We start from the raw sequence: 19023 nt of genomic DNA on the forward strand, positions 1-19023 counted from the left end.
TGTATCTGTCAGGAAGGGAATGGAATGAACGGTTACCAGAAGTATAAAGAAAACAGCATATACTCCATGAGCGGTCCGGAATTACTGCTGCTGCTGTACGAGGAGGCAATCCGGCGCCTGTCAAAGGCAGAATACGCGCTGGAAGACAAGGAATACGGGATGTTTGAGGATTCCCTTTTGCGTACCTCACGTATTGTCCGGTATCTGATTGATATATTGGACATGCAGCAGCCAATCAGCCGGGACTTAAGGCGTATTTATCAATATCTGATTTATGATATCAGCAGGATTAAGGCCGGACGGGAGCGGGAGAAAGAGGAGATAGGAAGGGTCCGACGCATCCTTTCTGAACTGAAGGATGCGTTTGACCAGGCCAGCTTGAAGGTCAAGGATACACATGTGGTCCAGAACAGGGGAATCCTGGGGTAGGAGAGGATATGGCATTGGATTTGGAACGAATCATGCTCCTGTTGCAGAAACGTTTAAACGGGATGCAGGAAATGAAACGGCTTACAGGCGAACTGCTGGAGTCAGCTTCAAGAAATGACCAGGTATCCCTTGGACTGATTCTTCAGATGCGGGCCGACGAGATGGCCAGGATTGAAGCTGCCGGGGAACAGATATGGCTGATGGCCGAACAGGGGCCGGAGGAAGCAGGGCAGGTCCGCTGGCTGATGTCACAGGAGTTCTTAAGGACAGGTGAGCCAAAGGGATTTGAGGAGAGAAAGATTCTTGAGATACGCAGTAAGACCGCCTCACTGTTAAAAGAGGTCCGGGAGGCGGACCAGCGCCTGAACCAACACATTGGCGGCAGGCGGTCCTACTATGCATCTAATAAATAAGGAAAGGAGGAGTTGCCATGACGGTTAACGGCATATCCGGGAGCAGCTATCAGTATCAGAATATGCTCAATCTAATCCGGCTCTCAGGTACCGGACGTTCTTCCGGTTATCAGGCCGTAAGTCCCGTTAAGCGGGTGTCCTCAGCCACGTCATCATCCAAGGCGGCCTATGAGGATATCCAGAATTTCCTGAAGGACTATCAGTCAAAGCTGACCGGACTGGAGACAGCGGCTTTAAAGCTTACGGAGAGCAGCAGTAAAAATGTATGGAATGACTATCAGGTAACCACCACGGACAGCTCTGTGGCCGTGGCTTCTGCGTCCTACCGGCTGAAAGGGGATACGGATATCACCCTGAATGTCCAGTCCCTGGCCCAGACGCAGCAGAATGCCAGCGCGTCACACCATGCCCAGGAACAGGTGGACCCGGGGGCGGATATGGAATTTGAGATTACCGGCCCTGAAGGCGGTACCATATCTGTGGCCGTGAGCAGTGTCAATGAAAACGGGACAGCCAAGACCTATCACCAGATGTACCAGGAAGCGGCAGGAACCATCAACGCCCAGTCCGGCGCAGGCGTCAGGGCATCCGTGTCCAATGTGGACGGAAGGGTGTCCCTGGTGCTTACATCAGCCAGGGAAGGGGAAGCCGGCGGCTTTACGGTCAGCGGAGCCACAGGGGCTGCATCCGGTATTGAGGATGCTGCTGTCCGGGCCCAGGATGCTGTGTACACGGTGACCGGGAACGGGAGTGCCCGGACCCTGCGTTCGGATTCCAACAAAATCAGTCTGGATTACGGCAGGATTGAGGCGGAGCTGAAAGGAACAGGAGAGGCCAGGGTCTACACCGGCATTGATGAGGATACCGTGGTTTTTGCGGTGGAAGACCTGGTGAAAAGCTACAATGAGGTATCCGGTCTTTTGAAAGACAATGGAGACAGGGGAACCGGAGCAGCATCGCACCTGGCGTCCTTTGGACGGGGGATGGCGGACGCCAAGACCCTGAAGGCGGTGGGGATTACCTACAATAAGGACGGTAAACTGGAATTAGACAAAGATACCTTAAAGAATGCCCTGGAAACGGATTTGGAAGGTACGAAATCCCTTTTGGGCGGGCAGTTTGGAATGGCGGAAAAGGCGGCCAGGCGGGCGGAGTCAGCCCTGTCCGACCCGGTCCAGAGAATTGTGGACAGTGACCTTGCCGCTGTTGTCAGCAAAAGGGAGCAGGAAACATCTTCTGCCAACTTCCGGTATTTATCCAATTTTGCCAGAAGCGGACCGTACAACATGACCAACTTCTATACGGTTGGCCTGCTGTTCAACACCCTGGCATAAGGGATGTGTTAGCAAAGCTGTACATACTTTATGTGCAGCTTTCTTTGGATTATGTCACTGCGATGGGAGAGATATATGGATCGGTTAATATTTGAAGGACGTTTTCTTGTGAATCTGGTAGGCGGTATCGTGCGTCAGGATGACCTTAAGGCCATACACAGCAGGATTGACTGGGAGCATATGTACCGGACAGCTGATTACCACAAGATTGCCAATGTGGTATATTTGGGGATACTTGGAAATGGAGAGAAGGTACCGGAGCGCTGGATGGAACGGTTTTTCGGGCGGTATCAGGAGTCGCTGTCATACAGCGATACATCGGAGGATGGGGAGCGGGAGATACTGACGCTTTTAGATATGATGGAGGTTCCATGTATCATCCTGAGCACAAGCAGGATACGTCTCCTGTACCAGATACAGGAAATGTCGGCCAATAACCCCCTCAGGCTGAAGCTTGACGAGGGAAGCTATTCCCTGGCCAAAGGGTATCTGGTGGATTTGGGATATGAGACGGAACGGATTTACAAGGGATATGGGGAACGCATGATTCGCGCTTCCGGCTTCTGCGTGGAGCTGTACCATAAACTGCCCTTCCGCACACGTCCTTACGGTAAGGGCATGCAGCGTATGATGGAAACTGCCTTCATTAGAAACTCCTCCAATTATGTGAGGACCATTTCCATTGAAAACCGCTATATTTTCATGGCGGCCCAGGCAGCTTACCACTATACGGAGGATGAACTTTTAATCAGGGAAGTCCTGGACCTGTATTTATATCACAAGGCGTGGCGGGAGGAAATGAACCGGGAATATATTGCCAACCGGCTGAAAGAATTCCAGATTGACGGACTGGCTGAAAAAATACTGCATATTTCCTATATGTGGTTTGGTTCAAAGGAGGATATCCTGGAGGACAGCCGTCCCGAGGACATGGGGGTCTATGATGTGCTGGAGAACCGGATCCTGAGCCGGGGCGCAATCAGCCGGGAGACAGACCACCAGGCCCTGCGACTGGCTTCTCTGATAAAGCAGGATATTGGGAAGGAGAGACGCAGGGACAGGCAGGCCATATTCATGGAGCGGCTGGAGGGTTACAGGGCGGCGTTCATGAGGAAGCTTCGCTGGCTTTTCCCTGAATTCCGATATATGTGCGCCATATATCCTTTCCTGGAAAAATTGCCGGTGCTGCTGCCGGTTTACTGGGTCCGGCGGGGCGTACGGCTTATGGCGGGCCTGCTGGCAGGGAGTGTGAAGGATAAGGATACCTATGAATGAAAACTGTCCCCAGCCCTGTCTTTCTCCAGTTCCAATGTCCCGACTGCGGTCTGAATCCCACCTGAGTCCCGAAGCGTGAAAACGGAAAGACGGGCATTGACACGGGCGCCGTCTGCAAGGCAGATGGCCAGCCTGCAGGAGCTGTCCTGTTTTTTGATGTAAACCGTCAGGAAGAACCGGCAGAATGCGGCTTTATAATCGTCACAAATGATTCCCTGCTCCAGAAATCCTTCCGGCGCGCGCAGTGACCTGGCTGTTAAGCCCAGAAGCCTGCAGGCAAGGGATGAACACGCGGCAATGTGGGATTTTATATCCAGTTCAAAGAACGGGAATCCGGGGGAATCCATGATAACCTGCAGCCGCTGTTTGTAAAGGCGGGCGTTATTCAGGCTGTGGTACAGTTCAGATGCATCGGAAATCTTTGCGTAGAGGATGGCTGAGTCTGGTTTTACGGACAGACAATAAAGCTCTGTCTTATAGAGGTGTGGATTCTTTCCTGACTGGATGTATGTGGTCCGGCCGCCGGACGGGTTCAGCCTTGCCGTGCGGCGGCATACGGAAAGAAAAACATCCGGATGCCTGAGCTTCAGGATGGATAGCAGGTCATCGCCGGGGCAGGGCACGTCCTGGCTCTGGAACAGGGCGCAGAAGGCTTTATTTACATTTAATATGCTCAGACTGGAGCCCTTCAGGCAGAATACCACAACAGCGCCTAACAGCAGTTCCGTTACCTGTTCGTTAATCATATTCTGGGAGAACAGGTCAAGGGTGGATACAAGTCCGTTGAGATTCCCCTTCTGTGCGCCCATGTCCGTAACATCCAAATAATTGCCGGGCAGCAGCTTTTCATATTCACAGGAGGGAATTGGCTTGCAGAACAGGAAGCCCTGGGCGTAGAAACAGCCGATTTTAAGAAGGGTGTCTGCCTGCTTCTGGTTTTCCACGCCCTCGGCAATGATGCGCAGGTTCAGCCAATAGCTGATGCGGATAACAGAGGAAAGGATATAGTTGCTTTTCGGTGTGTCACAATTCAGAAAACGCATATCCAGCTTTATTACGTCCACATTTGTGTCGGCCAGAAAGCTGAGGGAAGAGTATCCGCTTCCAAAGTCGTCCATAAGGACAACAAAACCGGCCTGATGTAATCGGTCAATGGTATTTTTTATAGAGTCCGGATGTTCTGCATAAACGCTTTCCGTTATCTCCACTTCCAGCTGGGATGGAGAGAGTTGGTACTTTTTCACCAGACTTTCCAGGATTGCAGCCACATCCAGGCTCCCGATACTGATTCTGGAAGCATTTACCGAGACCGGAATGGGGGGATATCCTTTTTCGTTCCACTGATGAAGATGGAAGCACAAGGATTCCCAGATGTAGCAGTCCAGTTCCTGAATCAGGTTATACTGTTCCAGTATGGGTATGAACTGGCCGGGGGAGATGAATCCGGCTGTTGGATGGTCCCATCGGACAAGGGCTTCGGCGCCGATTATCTTGCCGGAGGCAATGTTATATTTCGGTTGGAAATAAAGCTGGAAATCATGGTGTTCCAGGGCGGTTTTAAAGTCGGATAATATAATCTGTTCCAGCACGAAATTTTTGTACATAGAATCACCATATACCACCACATGCCTGTCATCTATGTCATAAATGGAGGACGCGGCCATATAGGCCTGGTTTAACAGGGAATGGGCAGCTGTTTCTGTCCCCTTTACATGACGTATACCGATGGAGGGCGGCGTCATGGTCGTGGAAAAATCAGAATATGCCAGGAAAATCTGCGTTGTCATGGATTTTTCTTCTGAACTTGGAAGAAATACGGAGAATGCGTCGGCATACACGCGCGATACCAGAATGGGTACGTCCTTTTCCTGCGGAAGCCGCAGGTAACTGGCTATATGGCAGAGAAAACGGTCTCCATAGTGGGTTCCCTGCTGGATATTCATAAGCTTTAGGTTCTTGATGCTGAAGTAAATCAGTGAGAATTCCCAATCAGGATGTTCGGCTAGAAGTTCATCTATTTTTTTTAGATAGACCGTATTATGCATCAGGCCTGTGAGCTTGTCATTCTGTTCCAGAAGCAGGATGCGCTCCTGCAGGCGATGGATTTCATTTTTCATGGTTTTATCATTTGTGTCCATAAATCCCCCTCCGGTACAGCATGTCAGGTATCATGCTTCATTATTGAAAAGATGCCTTCGCAGGGCGGCCTGAAGGGACCGGACCGAACTGCTCTCAGGAGCAAGTGAGGCCTTATTCATCTTCTCAGCTTCAAACAGTTCCTCACGGATAACGGAAATCTGTTTTGGAGCCTCAATGGCAAGGCGCACCCCGTTGGAAGCGCATTCCGTAATCGTGACCCGGATGTTATCACCAATGAGGATACTCTCATTCTTTTTTCTCCGCAGTATCAGCATATCCATCACTCCTGTCATCTGTATTTGGCGGCTCCAGCATGCCCGGAAAGGAACTTATCTTATGGCGGTACCCGTAGTCCGGGTTCTCGAGTATGACCTGTTTTCCCTTCCGGGTTTCGGGGTTAATGGCAAGGGGGCATTTCATATTGACCGTGTTTTCAAGGTAGTTATTCCGGATAACGCATAGTGCATAGTAAGAGAGCTCCCCACTGTCTGACACATCCAGACAGGCGAGCTCTTCCTGGGAGAGTATGGGGGAATAGTCTGGTGACAGGAAGGCGGGGTTGATGACCACAAAGGCAATATCCGGCTGCTCTGTGGACTGCATCAGAAGCAGGGAGCCCTCATCTTCACTGAGACAGATGGGAAGATAGTACGTCAAATCGGAAAAGCCGAAAAAGCCTCCGCTTATGGTAACCAGGTCTTCCTGGTCATATTCCACCTCTCCAAAATAATCAGTCTGTATTTTCATAAGTTTCATGACTCCTATATTGATACGTTCATATTGGTTCCAGAAGAATCCTCGCGGGGAGGAATGTAATGAAAACCCCCGGTATACTCAAACTGTATATCAGGGTATTGTGTGACAATGGTCATGACAAGGGGCGGCACATAGGAAAGCTCGCCTTTTGCCACACGCAGCTCAAAAGAACCGCGCTGGACTATGTAAGCGGCAGCGGCTTCTGCCGGAACCTGGACAGAAGATGCATGGACCGGCGGGTCCGTATTGCCGGATACGGATGAGTTAAAAGAAGCAGGGGAGGCAGGGGATGCCCCGGAAACAGGCTGCGGGCGGAGCGGAGCTGACTGGTTTCCCGGGACTGACCGGGACACCAAACCGGACGCGTCCCTGCCCGCAGCAGGTACACCGGTTGGGGGCAGTCCTGAAAAGGATGCCGGGGGCTGGCTGGCCTTGGTTTCTTTTGAAAAGGCAGCGTTCACCTGATTAAGGAAATCATAGTCCACACAGCCAGAGGCGGCCCGGAACCGCGACAGGAAGGCATGATGGCGCACCAGGGCTTTATGGCGCTCCAATGCCATATTGTCCGCCGGAACCAGGCGCGCGTTCTGGGTGAACCGGATGGCCTGGAAGGGAACGGAAGAGACTTTTATAAGCTGTTCCATCATGGACACCTCCTTCCCGGGTATGGAACATAATCAGGAAATCAGTTACGAAAATTATTTCACAAAATCAAATAAGGACGAAGACATCATATTAGAACCCACCCGAAGCGCCGCGTTATAGGACTGCTGGTAAGAAAACATCTCGGTTATGGCCTCATAGGGGTCTGCCCCCAATTTCTCTTTATACTGCTCAGTCAGGGCAAGCTTGATGGTGGTCAGTTTTTCCTCGGTTGATTCCAGAAGGGAATACTTATTGCCCAGGTCGCTGTATACGGTGCTGACCGAATGCTCCGTGTCAGTCATTGTATCCATAACCGTCCCCAGGGCGGAGGAGAAATCCTCCCTGCTGCCTCCGCCAATATAGTTATCGGAAGCAATGACAGCCTTGCCCACCAGTGCAACGGGACTGTTGTTCAGCCTTTTTATGACCTCATCCTTTGCCTGGCTGTCCGACATTGCATTCATGGCGCCGGCGGAAAGTCCGGTGATAAGGTTAAGCCCGCCTGTATTGGTGTCCAAAAGGGTATCGGGTTCCGAGATATTGCCGTAACCCACATCCATGTAACCGGTCTCGCGCATGGCTTTGACGATATTGTCCAGGGTTTCATCTGCATCCATTGGCCTGCGTGGATCATCTGTAAAGCCGCTGAATGAATATTGATAGGTTCCGCCAGATTCCTCAAGTGTCATCTTCATGGTGGTGACGTAATCATCCCCTGCAAACGTGTGGGAAAATGTTAACTCCCGGCCATCCGCGCTCAGGGTGAAGGGCGGAGTGGTGGTGTCGCTGCCGCCAAAAATGTAATTGTTCTGATACTGTGCGTTTAAATCATTGACCATGGACTGCTGCTTCTGGAGCAGGTCGTCCCGGACTGTCTGCACAATCTGCATATCGCTGTTATTGCTGTCGGAGCGGACATACTCAATCTTTTTCTTGGCCTCGGACAGCCTGTTCTGAATGGAACGGGCCCCCAGCTCCTGCTGATAAAGCCGGTTCTTCACATTGGTGATAAGCCCAAGCTTGCTCAGGGTGTCCTGGTACTGGTTGTCTATTTTCTTGCCCTCATAGTAGGCCAGGGGATTGTCGGACGCTTTTTCGTAAGCTTTCCCGCTGGATACCTTATTCATGCTTTTATTCAGCCTGCCGTGTACATCATTGATGGAATTGGTGAAATTCCGGTAGTATGATGAGTTAGTGACGCGCATATTGTTTTATACCTCCATCATCAGGTTCTGTTTATCTTCCCACAAGGCCGGTGCCGCTGATCAGGGTGTTAAGTGCTTCGTCCAAAGCCGTCATGAGACGTGAAGCAGCATTATAAGCTGAAAGATAGGTCATCATATTGGACGCCTCCTCATCCAGGCTGACTCCTGATATGGAGTCCCTGGAATCCTGTATGCTGTTCAAAACCGTTACATTGGTTTTCAGGGCGTTGATGTTGCTGCTGGAGTCATTGGCCAGTATGGTGGATACATTATTCATATAATCAGCAAAGGACTTATTCCCCAATTCGGCATGGGTCTTTTTCATGTTATTCAGCATGGACAGGACCGTGTCCTTGGAACTGCCGTCCTTTTTTCCCAGCTGCACGGTTCCATTGACCCATTCTTTGCTGATGCCGATGGTCAGGGCAGTGATATCCGCAGCCGGGTCGGTCCTGTTGGTGAGCAGCTTTCCCTGACCGCCTTCCGCATTTGCATCGTTCATGATTTTGGCGAAATGGGAGGCCAGCTCATCCAGGCGTTTCATATAGTACTGATAGCCCCTTACGTCATCCTGGACCGAAGAACCAGTGGCAACCGGGTCCCCGGTACCTTTCTTGCCAAGCATATCCAGGCTGGCCTGTATGGAGCCTGAGGCCAGCTGGATACCGGTGGCAGAGGCTTTTTTTGAAGTCTCGCCGCTGGAAGAAGCAGGGGTGAACTGGATGGAAACAGCCGTGGGGTCTGCCGGGTTGCTGTCCACAGGGGTAAGCTTGCCATAGTTGCTGCCCAGGGTGCCTTCGGTGCCGTTGATAAGGGTTAGCCTGTGGGTGGTGCCCTCCGGGTCCGTGGTATCCCTGTATACAAGCTCTACTTTAAGGTCATCGGGCCATTCCTTCCTGCTGATGATATTGCCCTTGGAATCATAGTTGTATAATTCTTTAGGAGCATCGACAATATTGCCCGAAACCGGGTCTGTCATCTTGCCGTCATGCTCCGCATCTTTAAAATAAGTCACCTCGATGGGGATGTAGCTGGCCAGCTCATCCAACAGGCTGTTGCGCTCATCCAACAGTTCCAGGCTCTGCTGTCCAAGGACCTGATTCTGTTTGATCTGGTGGTTCAGATTCCCGATCTGGCGCAAGATGTCATTGACTTTATCCACGGCGCCCTGTTCGCTGGTGCCTGTTCCGTCCAGCTTGCTCAGCTCTGCCTTTTCGGCTGCCTCTATCTGGCGGGCCGCGTCGTTGAGCAGGTTGGTGAGGGACTGCATGCGGGAACGGAGTTCGCTTTCATACACAGAGTCATTGCCCTTATCCTGTAAATTGGTAAGGGTGGACTGGACGTCGTCAAAGGCGGTGCGGATTCCGTCAATGCTGCTCTCGTCCAGGGCCTTGGACAATGTGTCCAGGGCTGACTGAAGGGTATCGGAATAACCGGACTTGTTAATCTGGGCCCTGTACTGGGCATCCAGATAGGGGTCCCGGATTTGGCTGACTTTATCCATGCTCACACCAAAGCCCACTGCAATCTGGGAACCGTTCATATAACGGGAAATGGGATTGCTGTAATTCAGGCTGGAGGTTTCAAGCTGCTGCCGAGTATATCCCTGCGTGTTCATATTGGAAAGATTCTGTCCGACTATGTCCAGACGCTTCTGGCTGGCCTGAAGGGCCGAGAAAGCAGTGGAAAAGCCGGAAAATGTGGCTCGTATCATATGGTATCATCCTCCGGATTGTTGTGGTGGCGGTATGTGCCCGCTTATACGTATCGGTCGTGAAAAAAAGAAGAAGGTCCTTTGACAGGAACGCCGTTCTCATCGCAGCCCCCGCCTGTTGTGCTGGAGAGGATCATGTTAAATTCCCTGAGCCTGACCTGAATCATCCGCTCCGCGGTATCCTTTACCTCACGAAGATGCTTAATCTGGCTGTCCAGCCGGGTGAACAGGGGGGAGAGGCGGCCGGCCTGTTCTGAGGTGGACTGACTGAGAATCTGGCGGAAGGTAAGTCCTTTCCAGCCCATGGCTTCAGCCAGCCGCAGACGCTTCTGCTCCAGTCCCCTGAGCTTTAATATATATACCTGCTCACGCTTAAGGATTCCGTCCATCCTGTCATGATATCCCAGGGAAGCGGTTTCTGCCTTTTCCTCCTCAAGCCTGGCAATGCCCTCAATGGTATGGGCCAGCTGTTCAATGGAGGCGGCAAATTCCTCCAGCAAATCCGTTGTGCCGTTCTGATTATCCATGGTTCATTCTCCTTCATTAACGGTAGCCCAGTAATTTCTCGGCTATGCGCCTGGCGTCGGGACGATAGGTTCCTGACTCCACCTGCTGCTTTAAACTCAGCACCCGTTCGCTGCTTACGCCGGCCTCCAGTCTGGCCGCGGCCTCCCTGGCAAGTACACGGGCAAAGGACATATCATCCTCAGGATAAGGGGACTTGTTAAGTGATATCTTATCGTAATCACCGGCTTCCCTGCCGGCAGACGTCTTTTGTGTGTTGGTGGCGGAGGTAATGGACCGGTAATCCGGAAAATCCGTGCTGCCGGTAAAAAATTTGATGTTCATGACACCCTCCTTTCATTCAGTGCTCTGATGGATTCCCATTGCTGCTATACGTAATTTATCGGCGCTTTTTGACCGGGGATAAGGCAGTTTCGAAAAAAAAGAGATAAAATTTTTAGAAATAACCCTAATGGTTATGGAGGACTGCGCCGATATATATAAAGATATAGACTCATTTTCTAAGTATAGTTCAGTACGGAGGTATTATGGCTAATATCTTACAGGTGACCGGTCCTTCCCTGAATCCGGACAACCGGAACATATCAGACAGCCAGAGGATTGCGGAGCAGGGGAACAGCCAGAAAATCCAGAATCCGGTGGACCCGTCCCGTGTTGTCAGGGCGGACGGGCAGGAGGAAGGAAAAAGCGGGGATGCCACAGGGGAAAAAAGCTATAGCATAATTGACTATGAAAGCAATTACGGGGCTTTCATCAAAAAACTGGGGGAGGGCATGGGACTTCCCAGGCTTTTGGAACAGCTCTTTTCCAGGGAAACGGCCGGACTGCTGTTCGGGGACCAGGCGGAGGTAGGGGAGCTGGTAGAGAGGCTGCTCTCCTCGGTCAGGGTGGATTCCCCGGAAGAACTGCTTTCCTTCCTTAAGGGGCAGCAGCTTTCCCAGGCCAAATTTTCAGGTCCTTTTTTTGACGGCCTGAGGAACATCCTGTATCAGGATGCCTCCGGGAATATGAAGGAAGCGGTCCTGGCCTTTTTAAAGACATATAACGATTACTCATCCGGAGGCCATTTCCTTCAGCAGATGCATACCCTGACAGATGATATAAGCCATCTCCTGATGAGACCCTTCAGGGATGATTTCCGGCAGCTTATAGGGGGGATGGACTGGGGGGCGGCCAATGGGAATACGGCAGCCAATACAAGCTTCCTTAACAGCAGGCTGATTCCCTTCCTGTCCAATTACGTATCCAGGACCCATGATTACGGGGCTGTGCGGGACGCTGTCATGCATCTCATCTTCCATGCGGTGCGCTATGAGAACGGAAGCATGGACCGGCTTCAGCAGCTGTTTGACCGTGTAGCGGGAAGCCGCGGCGTGGAAGCTTATTTTAAGGACAATGCCATGCCTTCCCTGGACAGCATACTGGATGCCCACGGACAGCCGAAAGAGGGCGGTTTTGCAGATGCATTCTCCTCCCTTTTGTTAAAGGGAGCCAACGGGGAGGCGGGACTGGAGAATATCCAGCAGTTTTATCAGATCATGAACGGCATGCTTTTGAATGAAAGCGTATACCTTCCCCTTCTGCATATCCTGTTCCCCTTCCAGTACCAGGGAAAGAATGTGATGTCTGAAATCTGGGCGGACCCGGACGCCGGCGGGGAAGCCGGGGATGAGGGCCGGAAGATAAAGATGCTGTTCCACTTTGACGTCCAGGGGTTAGGCAGGTTTGAAATGCTCATGATATTTAAGGACAGGGTGGTGGACATGCAGCTTGGGGTGCCGCCTGTCCTTGCAGGCCAGTCCGGGGATATAGAGGAACATGTGGCCGGAATCATGAAGAAAAACGGCCTAGGCCTAGGCCGCATGCTGGTAAGGGAAAGAGCAGGCAGCCTGAGGATTGAGGATGTATTTCCGGAAATAAGGGAAAAGGAGAGGACCATCAATGTCAGGATTTGAGGAACTGATGAAAAAGAAAGCCGTTGCCCTTAAATATGACGCCCAGAAAAACGGGGCGCCTGTCATTGTGGCTTCCGGTATGGGGTATATGGCGGAGAAAATCACGGAAGCCGCCATGGAGGCAGGGGTCCCTGTATACGAGGATGATTCCCTTGCCACGCTCTTAAGCCAGATGAAGCTGGGGGCGGCCATCCCCCAGGAATTATATCAGGCTGTGGTAGACATATACATATATTTCCTGGGATTTGTACCGGAGGGGGTTCCGGAGGCACAGGAAAGGTCCGGTATCCCAAAACAGGATGATAGCAAGGAAAGGATATAAGGAGGAACAGCGGATGCCGAACAGGTGGATTAAGAGGACAGCAGCCGTCATACTGGCCTGCTGTCTGGCACAGGGGGGCTGCATCACATCCATGGCAGCCACCAAGCCCATCAAATCAGTGAGCGTGCGGGTGAATTCCAAGCTGGAGGCCGGAAGCACCCTGCCCGGCATAGACGTCGGGACAGGAACCCCGGAAAAAGGCAAGGTGATGGTGTCCGGAGGCAACAGCAAGTATCACGTATCCAGGGCGGAATGGGTGGACAAGGCCGGGGAGGAGCTTAAGTCGGCAGACGAGCCAAGGATGAAGGTCACATTGGAACCAGAGGATGTGGGGGAGGATTATTTCCTTGCAAGCTATAAGTCATCGGAAGTTAAAATCAGCGGGGGTACCTTTGTGTCCGCAAGGCGGGACGGGGACAACCTGGTGGTGACCCTCAGGGTAAACGGGGTAAAGGGGGAGTACGACCCTCCGGGGGATGCCTTCTGGAATGAAAAAAACCTGGGCGAGGCCAGATGGGACAAGCCGGAGAATACCTCCGGGTATTATGAGCTTCAGCTGTTCCGGGACGGGAAGTCTGTCCACAAGGTGTCCAAAACCTCGTCAAACAGGTACAATTTTTACCCGTACATGACAAAGGAAGGGGATTATACCTTCAAGGTAAGGACCATACCGTCAACGGATGTACAGGTGAAATACGGAAAAAAAAGCGAATGGATTGAATCCGGGGAGCTGCAGATTACGGACCGGTATGTATCGGATGGCAAGGGGCAGCAGAAAAAGGACGGCTCCGTAATCCGGGGAACCGCGGATACGGTTGGCTGGGTAAAGGAAGAAGACGGCTGGAATTACCGTTATCCGGACGGCAGCCTGGGCAGGGGCGGCTGGGAGCTGATTGATGGCCTGTGGTACTATTTTAACATGGACGGCCTTATGCTTACCGGCTGGCAGAATGTGGACGGGCGGTATTATTATCTCCAGCCCGACGGGCAGATGGCTGTGGGATGGGCCAGGGTCGGTCAGCAATGGTATTATTTCCGCCCGGAGGAAGAGGCCGGGGAACCCGTGGGTTCCATGGCCGGGCCGGGCTGGAAGGTGATTGGGCCTTACTATTACTATTTTAATGATGACGGCTCCCTGTATACGGGCTGGCTTTCGTTCAATGGAAAACGGTATTATCTGAACACGGTGGACAACAGCCTACAGGGCGCCATGTTCACCGGATGGATCATAAGGGACGGCCAGACCTTTTATGCGGATTCCAACGGGGAGTTGGTGGAAGGCTGGTGCCAGATAGACGGGAACTGGTATTATTTTCATCCGGGTTCATACGAGATGGCAAGGGATACCCGCATCAGCGGATTTTATGTGAATCAGGATGGAATATGGACACAGTAGCAGGAGGTGGCTTTAATTGAAGAAAAACAGAATGCTGAAGGCGGCCCTGGGACTGGGGGCAGCCATGTCGCTTTGGCTGGGGCTTAGTGCCTACGGCGCCCAGTCCAGTGTGATAGAAAGCGTGAACGTAAGCTTTAAGACAGTATACGGGGAGCCGGAGGAGATACCTGAACCGGAGGTTACGGTCAGCGGCAAAAGCTGCTCCCTTGGGGATGTGCAGTACCGCACGGATTATGACAGCTGGAAACCGGGGCGCAAGGTCCGGGTGGAGGTTACGGTGGTGGCAGAGGATGGAAAATACTTTCCCGCCACCCTGAACCGCTCCAAATGCAAGGTCACGGGCGCTGACTTTGTGTCAGCCAAGGCCCTGGATGATTCCAGCCTTCAGGTGAAGGCGGATTACCGGCCGGTCACGGTGCTGGGCGATACACAGCAAGCAGGCTGGAGCAGTACCTCCAAGAAAAAGGCCGTGTGGAAGTCCGTGGAATACGCGCCGGGTTATACCCTGACCCTGTACGGTGATAATAAGGTGGTTAAAAGGATAACCGTGGAAAGCAACAGCGTCAATCTGGCCGACTATATGACGGACATGGACAAAACCTATTATTATGAAGTGAAGGCAGTGCCTGTTACCTCGGATGAGAAAAAGTATCTGAAGGAAGGCCAGTATGTGACCTCCACAGACCAGGAGTTTGACTGGGAGGATTACGAGAAGGAAGAAAAGCGCAGCCAGGGACCTGGGGACGGCGGCTCCTTTAAAGGGGATAATTATGTGATGCCGGACGGTTCAAAGGCAGCTGACACATGGAAGCTTGTTTCCGGCAAATGGTACTACTTTGACGGCAGCGGCAGCCGGGTAAAGGGCTGGCTCCAAACAGGCGGCAGATGGTACTACATGGACCAGGGCGGCGCCATGTGCACGGGCTGGCTCAGCCCCGGGGACGGCTTCTGGTATTATCTGGGAGAAAATGGGGACATGCTAACGGGCTGGATACAGCCAAGCCCTGGAAAGTGGTATTATCTGGAACCGGACGGGCGTATGAAGACCGGATGGTTCAATGACAACGGAAGCTGGTACTATCTGGACGGCGATGGAAGCATGGCTTTAAACCGTACCGTGGACGGATGGAACATAGGCCAGGACGGAAAGGCCTCAAGATAAGGTGTACAGGGGGCGGAAATAAATATTGAAACACGCCCCAGGATGAAAGGAGCAGGATAAAATGGGTTTAATCACATCGGCTGCCCAGGCTCAGGCCGTCAGGCAGCAGGGGGAAGGAGCTGACAGCCGGGTTTCTTCCCGGGACAATGCCTTCCGGAATGTGCTGAAGAATGGGATTTCCGGCGCTGCCCAGGACATGGATGCCATATTTGAGGAGGCGGCGGCCAGATACAGCCTGCCGTCCAAGCTGATACGGGCAGTGGCAAAGGCGGAATCTGATTTTAACCCCAGAGCCGTATCACATGCAGGAGCCATGGGGGTGATGCAGTTAATGCCGGGAACAGCCAGGAGCCTGGGGGTGTCGGACCCCTATGACGCCAGGCAGAACATCATGGGCGGCGCCAGGTATCTGAAGGAAAACCTGGACCGGTTCGGGGATGTAAGTCTGGCCCTGGCCGCATACAACGCAGGACCGGGAAGCGTTCAGAAATACGGAGGCATCCCTCCCTATAAGGAGACCCAGAATTATGTCAAAAAGGTCATGGCTTATATGGGGGAGCCTGGTTTGAAGGCGGGCAGGACCGTCACGGCTTCAAGTGACAGCAGCCAGTACCCTGCCATGCTTTATGCCATGAATATGGGGACAGGCAGCCGTATCCTGTCATCGGGGTCCGGCAACAGTTCCTTTGGCGGGGGAGGAGGCCTGGCCCTCAGTTCCCTTGACGGGGGAGGAAACCTGGCCCTCAGTTCCCTGTATGGAGGAAATATCACCGGCAGCGGCCCCCTGGCCTCATCTGCATGGATGGATAACCTGTCCATCCGCCAGGAAGGGGACAATATAGTCATGGACAAGGAAAGTTTTTCCAGCCTGGTGCAGATGATGCGGATTCAGATGATGATGAATGCGGACCGGGAAGTGGGAGTGCTGGTATAAGGGCAGGAGGAGTAACAGGAATATGGTATTAAAAGATTGCAGCAGGTGTATGGTTTACACCCCAAAGGGACAGCGCCTGTCGGAAGCAAGGGTCGTTCATGCAAAGGACAGTGTCACACTGTTCTTTTCTGATTATAAGTTTCAGGATTCCCGGTTTCAGGCCAGGGTGGATTTTTACGACGACCAGTGCGGCCTGATCGTGGCCAAGTGCGAGGTCACCATACGGAGGAATCCCGCGTATCTGGAAACAGGGGAACCGTGGACGGCTGACTGCCGTATCCTGGATGTGAAGAATGTGGTCCAGCGCCAGCGGGATATACGGGCCAAGGTTTATCTGGAGGTGGAGTTTGAGCTGGGCAATGGCAGACATTTTTACGGAACCATCCGCAACCTCAGTGCGGGAGGGCTGTATATGACCACGGTCCAGCCCCTTAAGAGGGGGGATGCCATATCCTTCTCCTATTGTTTCCGCACCCTGGAGCGCAGGTTCCATGTGCTTATCCTGTGGGCCAAACGCGCGGAAGGCGGAAGATACGGATATGGCTGTAAATTTTTAAGGCTGACGGACGGGGCCGAGGCAGCCATACGATCCTTTGTATATAAAAGGCTTCTTGATAAGAGAAAGGGCATTACATGAAGATAAATCTGGTGATGATTGTCAGGAACGAGGAGCGGTCCTTAGAGCGCTGCCTGAAAAGCGCAGAACATCTTGTGGATGATATAATCATAGCCGACACCGGTTCCGCGGACAGGACAAAGGAAATTGCACGAAACGCAGGGGCCCTGGTCCTGGAATATGAGTGGACCGATGATTTTTCCGCTGCCCGCAACTTTGCCCTGGACCATTCGGATGGGGACTGGAACCTGGTCCTGGACGCGGATGAAACCCTGCGTCCTTATACCAGGAAAGGTCTGGAGGAACGCATATCCAGGCTGCGGGCTGCATACGGACAGGCGTGGATGGGAGCCATTACAAGATATGATTCCTACCATGACGGTGACGGAATCAGTGTCAGCACATCCCTGATTCCAAGGCTTCTTCCCCGGGGCGTAAGGTATGGGGGAATTATACATGAACAGCCGGACACAGGGATTGAGTGTTATCCCCTTCTGCTGGAGGCGGACCACGACGGGTATCTCAGCGGTGATAAAGGGGAGAGGAACCTGCCTTACCTTGAGAAAGCGGCCCGTATGTACCCCCAGGACCCGTATTACAGGTTCCAGATGGCAGCCACCCTGCGGAATATGAAACGGCTGAAGGACAGCCTTGACTGGTTCCGCTGTTTTTATGAAAAGGTGCCCGGACAGGCAGGATACCGGACCGAGGGCATACTTTTATACCTTTATACCCTGCTGGACCTGGACGGCCCGGCCTGTCTTCATGAAGCAGGGGACATTATCCGGCGGGAGAAGCCGGTACTGGGAAAACGGGCTGATTTTTGTTTTTTATGCGGTCTTTTTTATATGAAGCTGGTGCTGTCGGATGTGGGACAATACCGGCATCTGCTGCCTGAAATAGAAAACAGCTATCTGGAGTGCCTGAGGATAGGGGAACACCCGGAACAGGGAGGCGTGGTTGGCGCGGGTTCCTTTAAGGCGGCCTATAATCTGGGGCTCTGGTATGAGGTATCGGGTAACGGGGAAAAGGCAGCGGAGTATTACAGACAGTCAGCCCTTGCAGGATTTGAACCGGCTGCAAGGCAGCTTAAGGAAATGTCTGTGAAAATGAGCCGGTGATGCATCCGGTATGGTTTTTTGTCCAAACCATCAATTTCTTCTTATAAACCGGGAAGAAACGCCGATAAACAAAGTAAAGGAAATGAAATGATGAAGCATATCGGTGATTCTCTATAGATACTAAGATATATGCCGAAATAGATACGGAAAGGTGGAATGGACAGGTGCAGATACAGAACAACATAGCATCCGTGAATTCATCCAGAAATCAGAAAATCATTAAGGGCAAACTGGATAAATCCTTAGAAAAACTATCCTCCGGATTCCGGATTAACCGGGCCGGGGACGATGCGGCCGGATTGGCCATTTCTGAACTGATGCGCAGCCAGATCAGGGGGCTTGACCAGGCCATGCGCAATGTAAATGACGGCGTAAGCATGACCAATACAGGGGAAGGCGCCCTGACGGAAATCCACTCCATGCTCCAGCGGATGAAGACGCTGGCCGTGCAGTCCGCCAACGGGACCTATAGCTCCGTGGCCAGGGAAAATATCGAGTCGGAGCGGCTGCAGCTGCTGGACGAGATTGACCGGATCAGCCAGACCACGGATTTTGACGGTATTCCTTTGTTTAAGGAGTATCCCGGAAACCTGCCCCCCGGATATGTACCCCCGGAAAAGGAAGGCGAAATAACCCTCCAGATAGGGCACTCCGAAGCCGAGACCCTGGATGTGGAACGGTATTATATGGGAAGCAGGGAGCTTCTTTTAAAGGATATGGATTTCACCACGGTGGACAACGCCAACCAGGCAGTGGATACCATTGAGGACGCCATTGAGGCGGTGGCAGATGTGAGGGCATCCTTTGGCGCGTCCTTAAACCATCTGGAACATACCAGCAGCAACCTTGGGGTGACAAAGGAAAATATGACTGTGGCTGAGAGCCGTATCCGGGACACCGACATGGCGGAGCAGATTACAGCCTATACCACGGAGAATATCATACTCCAGTCCTCCAATTCCATGATGGTTCATGCCAACAGCCTGCCGGACCTGGTGATTCAGCTGCTCCAGGGATAAATCAGGCTGCAGGGATTAATCTGGATTTACAGCAGGAAGTTTTGAAAGAAAAATCATAGAAAC

At 52.4% G+C, this 19023-nt stretch carries 20 protein-coding genes; 12 read left to right on the forward strand and 8 right to left on the reverse strand.

Features of this window, described 5'->3' with window-relative positions; translation table 11 throughout:
- The first annotated feature begins 24 nt into the window (after positions 1–24).
- From LI015_RS01600 to LI015_RS01615, 4 genes are all read left to right on the forward strand, one after another.
- Positions 25–429, forward strand: a complete 405-nt coding sequence (locus tag LI015_RS01600) for a flagellar export chaperone FliS (protein ID WP_002577877.1) — start codon at positions 25–27, stop codon at positions 427–429.
- 8 nt (positions 430–437) lie between these two features.
- Positions 438–842 carry a hypothetical protein gene (locus tag LI015_RS01605; protein WP_117626652.1) on the forward strand — a complete coding sequence of 135 codons (405 nt, stop codon included), beginning with the start codon at positions 438–440 and terminating at the stop codon, positions 840–842.
- A gap of 17 nt (positions 843–859) precedes the next feature.
- Complete coding sequence (fliD, locus tag LI015_RS01610) at positions 860–2176, forward strand: flagellar filament capping protein FliD (RefSeq protein ID WP_227123847.1); 1317 nt, start codon at positions 860–862, stop codon at positions 2174–2176.
- A 75-nt stretch (positions 2177–2251) separates the two neighbouring features.
- Positions 2252–3451: a nucleotidyltransferase family protein gene (locus LI015_RS01615; RefSeq protein WP_002577880.1), complete on the forward strand. Its 1200-nt coding sequence runs from the start codon at positions 2252–2254 to the stop codon at positions 3449–3451.
- Here the strand turns inward: LI015_RS01615 and LI015_RS01620 are convergent.
- Genes LI015_RS01620 through LI015_RS01655 form a run of 8 tightly spaced genes read right to left on the reverse strand, consistent with a single transcriptional unit; the run spans position 3442 to position 10759 of the window.
- Positions 3442–5589: a GGDEF domain-containing phosphodiesterase gene (locus LI015_RS01620; RefSeq protein WP_227123849.1), complete on the reverse strand. Its 2148-nt coding sequence runs from the start codon at positions 5587–5589 to the stop codon at positions 3442–3444. The two genes, LI015_RS01615 and LI015_RS01620, sit on opposite strands and share 10 nt — an antisense overlap.
- 30 nt (positions 5590–5619) lie before the next feature.
- Positions 5620–5865, reverse strand: a complete 246-nt coding sequence (locus LI015_RS01625; RefSeq protein ID WP_117626655.1) for a carbon storage regulator — start codon at positions 5863–5865, stop codon at positions 5620–5622.
- A complete protein-coding gene (fliW, locus tag LI015_RS01630; RefSeq protein WP_227123851.1) occupies positions 5837–6337 on the reverse strand; it encodes a flagellar assembly protein FliW in 501 nt (166 codons plus the stop codon). The genes LI015_RS01625 and fliW overlap by 29 nt, the downstream gene beginning before the upstream one ends.
- A gap of 14 nt (positions 6338–6351) precedes the next feature.
- Positions 6352–6993: a hypothetical protein gene (locus LI015_RS01635; RefSeq protein WP_227123853.1), complete on the reverse strand. Its 642-nt coding sequence runs from the start codon at positions 6991–6993 to the stop codon at positions 6352–6354.
- Positions 6994–7044: 51 nt separating this feature from the next.
- Complete coding sequence (locus LI015_RS01640; protein WP_227123855.1) at positions 7045–8196, reverse strand: flagellar hook-basal body protein; 1152 nt, start codon at positions 8194–8196, stop codon at positions 7045–7047.
- A gap of 31 nt (positions 8197–8227) precedes the next feature.
- Positions 8228–9910, reverse strand: a complete 1683-nt coding sequence (locus tag LI015_RS01645; protein ID WP_227123857.1) for a flagellar hook-associated protein FlgK — start codon at positions 9908–9910, stop codon at positions 8228–8230.
- Between the two features lie 44 nt (positions 9911–9954).
- Positions 9955–10437, reverse strand: coding sequence for a flagellar export chaperone FlgN (gene flgN / locus LI015_RS01650; protein WP_117626660.1), 483 nt, complete (start codon positions 10435–10437; stop codon positions 9955–9957).
- Positions 10438–10453: 16 nt separating this feature from the next.
- Positions 10454–10759, reverse strand: a complete 306-nt coding sequence (locus LI015_RS01655) for a flagellar biosynthesis anti-sigma factor FlgM (protein WP_002577888.1) — start codon at positions 10757–10759, stop codon at positions 10454–10456.
- 203 nt (positions 10760–10962) lie between these two features.
- Between LI015_RS01655 and LI015_RS01660 the strand changes: the two genes are divergently transcribed.
- The 8 genes from LI015_RS01660 to LI015_RS01695 all read left to right on the forward strand — a co-directional run bounded on the left by LI015_RS01660 (position 10963) and on the right by LI015_RS01695 (position 18960).
- Complete coding sequence (locus tag LI015_RS01660; RefSeq protein WP_227123859.1) at positions 10963–12390, forward strand: hypothetical protein; 1428 nt, start codon at positions 10963–10965, stop codon at positions 12388–12390.
- A complete protein-coding gene (locus LI015_RS01665; protein ID WP_227123861.1) occupies positions 12377–12712 on the forward strand; it encodes an EscU/YscU/HrcU family type III secretion system export apparatus switch protein in 336 nt (111 codons plus the stop codon). The genes LI015_RS01660 and LI015_RS01665 overlap by 14 nt, the downstream gene beginning before the upstream one ends.
- Before the next feature lie 13 nt (positions 12713–12725).
- Positions 12726–14108, forward strand: coding sequence for an N-acetylmuramoyl-L-alanine amidase family protein (locus LI015_RS01670; protein WP_227123863.1), 1383 nt, complete (start codon positions 12726–12728; stop codon positions 14106–14108).
- A gap of 16 nt (positions 14109–14124) precedes the next feature.
- Positions 14125–15270, forward strand: coding sequence for an N-acetylmuramoyl-L-alanine amidase family protein (locus tag LI015_RS01675; protein WP_227123865.1), 1146 nt, complete (start codon positions 14125–14127; stop codon positions 15268–15270).
- 61 nt (positions 15271–15331) lie between these two features.
- Positions 15332–16204 carry a lytic transglycosylase domain-containing protein gene (locus LI015_RS01680; protein WP_227123867.1) on the forward strand — a complete coding sequence of 291 codons (873 nt, stop codon included), beginning with the start codon at positions 15332–15334 and terminating at the stop codon, positions 16202–16204.
- Positions 16205–16226: 22 nt separating this feature from the next.
- Positions 16227–16841: a PilZ domain-containing protein gene (locus tag LI015_RS01685; RefSeq protein WP_117626666.1), complete on the forward strand. Its 615-nt coding sequence runs from the start codon at positions 16227–16229 to the stop codon at positions 16839–16841.
- Complete coding sequence (locus tag LI015_RS01690) at positions 16838–17941, forward strand: glycosyltransferase family 2 protein (protein WP_227123868.1); 1104 nt, start codon at positions 16838–16840, stop codon at positions 17939–17941. Before LI015_RS01685 ends, LI015_RS01690 begins: the two co-directional genes overlap by 4 nt.
- A gap of 164 nt (positions 17942–18105) precedes the next feature.
- Positions 18106–18960, forward strand: coding sequence for a flagellin N-terminal helical domain-containing protein (locus tag LI015_RS01695; RefSeq protein ID WP_117626668.1), 855 nt, complete (start codon positions 18106–18108; stop codon positions 18958–18960).
- The last annotated feature ends 63 nt before the right edge of the window (positions 18961–19023 follow it).

Source organism: Enterocloster sp. 210928-DFI.2.20 (assembly GCF_020554465.1).
Classification (GTDB): Bacteria; Bacillota; Clostridia; order Lachnospirales; family Lachnospiraceae; genus Enterocloster; species Enterocloster bolteae.